This is a genomic window from Planktothrix sp. FACHB-1355 (assembly GCF_014748295.1).
GTDB lineage: Bacteria > Cyanobacteriota > Cyanobacteriia > Cyanobacteriales > Aerosakkonemataceae > Aerosakkonema > Aerosakkonema funiforme_A.
Genome location: NZ_JACJUP010000857.1, coordinates 1 through 3,140, shown reverse-complemented (window position 1 = coordinate 3,140; position 3,140 = coordinate 1). Strand labels below are relative to the sequence as shown.

The following is a 3,140-nucleotide window of genomic DNA, read 5'->3' as shown; positions in this document are numbered from 1 at the left end:
CAAAGCTTGACCATCGACAACAGGAAGCGATCGCACTACCGAGCTGGCTTGTATAATGTTTAACTCATCCCAGGAAAGGCGTTTGTAAAATTTTTCCCAGTTGCCTTGGGAAACTACCTGGCACCAGCGATTCAAGCGGTTATCGTTCAGTTGTGGTTCGATCGCCTCAGCAGAGTTTGTCTTGAGTAAATCAACACATAACCGTTCTGATAAAGAACTGGCTTGGGCAACGATCTGCATTAGATGGGAGTGAGTTACTATCATTTATCTCTGGAGAAAAGTTAAGATCGCAAATTTACCAACTTATTAAATTGCAGTAAAACTGCTTGCACCAATGGTGTAAATTGGTAATGCCAATGTATCATAGAGTTTAAAGATATCTATCTAAAGATAGTGACATCAAAAAAAAGTGATATTATGGATAGTAGGCACATCAGCCTGGGGGATTGCATCTATTGAAGCAACAGATATGCAGCGTAATTTCTGCTTAATCAAAACGAGCATAATTTTCTAGTAAGTCCCTCTAATATGGTTGTAGCTAAATCTGTTAATCGGTTGGGGAGCATTGTCAAAGTGCTATCTCCAGCATTGCTAATTTTCACTAGCTTATCGCCTCAGCTTTTGGCGCAAATGCCTTCTGAGTGGAAAGTCAGTCTGGAATTTCCGCCTGCGGACGATCGAGGCGCACCCGAACGAAGTGCCGGCGGAGGAACTCGCGGTCCTTCCTGTGTCGAGTCCGGTGTTTTACCTGTAACCGCCTTGATGCCTACACGGGATAATGTGGGAACAACAGCGAGTACAAATCCAACGCTTTTTTTCTATGTCCCTAAAACCATCGCCAAGTCGGCAGAATTTGTGGTAGTTGACGAACAAGGCAAAGAAGTTTACCTCAGCAGTTTTCCACTAGCCGCGACTGGTGGCATAGTTAAAGTACACATCCCTCAAAGTGCATCTTTACAAGTAGGCAAAGATTTTGTGTGGCAGTTTGCCCTGATTTGCGATGGGTCAGACCGTAGCAAAGATCAATTTGTTCGGGGCACAATTCGACCTATTGAATTGAGTTCGGATCTCAAGCAAAAGCTACAGCAGGCTTCTTCACCTCTGGAACAGGCCAAGTTGTTTGCAGAGGCTAGGATTTGGAACGAAACTCTGGCTATTGTGGCCGAGCTGCGTAATACTTATCCTACGGAATGGGAACAGCTGTTAAAATCAGTTGGTTTGGAGGCTTTAGCTGCTGAGCCGATCGTCGATTCCTCGACGGCAGAGAAGAGTCAATTAGTAATAGGTAATAATTAATTGCCTCTCGGTAAACAGGGTGTTATTCGTCAGCGGCCACTAGGTACTACCTATTACGATGGTTTGATGTGGGACAATTTAAAAATTTTTTTTGGCAATGGCGGGGTGTGTGGATTACTACTCCCTTAGTGGCGGTGTTGGTAATCCTATTGCGTTTAGTCGGTTTATTGCAGTCGTGGGAGTGGGCTGCATTCGATCGATATATGCAGCTGCGACCTCAGACAAAGGTAGATGACCGGATTGCGATCGTCGGAATTGGTGAATCAGACATCGAAAAACTTGGCACAGCGAACATACCAGATATTGTTTATGCCCGATTGCTGGAAAAATTGAAAGCCAGAAAGCCTAGAGCAATTGGTTTGGATATTTATCGCAATTTACCGGAAGAACCGGGTTATAAAGAATTAGTACAGGTGTTTAGATCCACCCCTAATTTAGTTGGTATAGAAAAAGTAATTGGCAATAAAGCTTGGGAAATAGTCCCCCCACCTCCAGAGTTAAAAGCTAAGCAGCAAGTAGGTGCAAACGACTTGCTGGAAGATGCCGATCGCAAAGTAAGGCGCAGCTTTTTGTATGTGCGCGATCGCGATGGCAAAATAATCTGGAGTTTCGCAGCTCATCTAGCTTTACATTATTTGGAAAAGGAAGGAATTGCTGTCAAAAGAATTGCGGAGACAAAATATCAAATCGGTAAATCGATAATTACTCCTTTTGAAGCGAATGATGGCGGTTATGTGCGATCTGACGCTCGCGGTTATCAAATTATCCTCAATTACCCAAACGGAAACAAGCATTTCAACACAGTTTCTCTGACAGATGTTCTTAGCGATCGACTTCCGCCAGAATGGGGCAAAGACCGCATTATTTTGATTGGAAAAATTGCTGAAAGTGCAAAGGATTCATTCTTTACTCCCTATAGCGGCGGTTTAATCGATCTGGCAGCTCCCATGACAGGGGTCGAAATTCACGCCCAGCTAGTCAGTCAGATGATTAGTGCTGCTCTTGACGGTAAGTCTTTCTTTAAAAGTTGGTCAGAAATTTCGGAGAATTTCTGGATTCTGTTTTGGTCTGGACTTGGTGCTATCTTGACTTGGCGATTGAAAAATGCCGCCAGAGTTAAAAGATTTTCTTTCCTAAAAATAACGGCTCTTTTTTTGGCAGCAGGAGTATTGCTCGGTAGCACTTATCTGGCTTTTTTAGGAGGGTGGTGGATACCTGTAGTACCGCCATTGCTGTCCTTCACAGGATCGGCGATCGCCATTCTCTTTTACCTCGCCCACAGCGCCGCAGAAATTCGCAAAACCTTTGGGCGTTACCTCACAGATGAAATTGTCGCCAATTTGTTAGAAAGTCCCGAAGGTTTGAAGCTTGGCGGCGAAAGGCGGAAAATTACTGTCATCGCCTCCGATTTAAGAGGTTTTACCGCTTTGTCGGAACAACTTTCACCCGAAGAAGTGGTGAAAATACTCAACATTTATTTGGGATACATGACGGATGTAATTACATACTATCATGGCACAATTGATAAACTCATGGGCGACGGGATTCTGATTCTTTTTGGCGCTCCTACAATTAGAGAAAATGAGGCTGAAAGAGCCGTTGCTTGCGCGATCGCTATGCAGTTAGCAATGCAGTCCGTCAATGAAAAGCTAGCTTCCTTGGGTTATCCAGAAATAGAAATGGGCATTGGCATTAACACAGGTGAAGCCGTAGTGGGAAACATCGGTTCGGAAAAACGCACTGAATATGGTGTGATTGGCAATCAAGTTAATTTAGCTTTTCGGATCGAAACATTTACAGTGGGTGGCCAAATTTTTATTTCCGAATCTACTTTTAGCGAAGTT

At 43.9% G+C, this 3,140-nt stretch carries 3 protein-coding genes; 2 read left to right on the top strand and 1 reads right to left on the bottom strand.

The genetic code is table 11. From position 1 onward, the window contains the following. Nucleotides 1-264, bottom strand: a 264-nt coding sequence (locus H6S82_RS26040) for a hypothetical protein (RefSeq protein WP_191056940.1), incomplete at its 3' end; no start/stop codon positions are given. Between the two features lie 264 nt (nucleotides 265-528). On the opposite strand from H6S82_RS26040, the gene H6S82_RS26035 reads away from it, so the two are divergent. Together H6S82_RS26035 and H6S82_RS26030 are read left to right on the top strand one after the other, a co-directional pair. Continuing rightward, on the top strand, nucleotides 529-1,296 hold the full coding sequence (locus tag H6S82_RS26035) for a DUF928 domain-containing protein (protein WP_190464752.1): 768 nt from the start codon (nucleotides 529-531) through the stop codon (nucleotides 1,294-1,296). A 68-nt stretch (nucleotides 1,297-1,364) separates the two neighbouring features. After that, on the top strand, nucleotides 1,365-3,140 hold a 1,776-nt coding region (locus H6S82_RS26030), incomplete at its 3' end, for a CHASE2 domain-containing protein (RefSeq protein ID WP_191056939.1).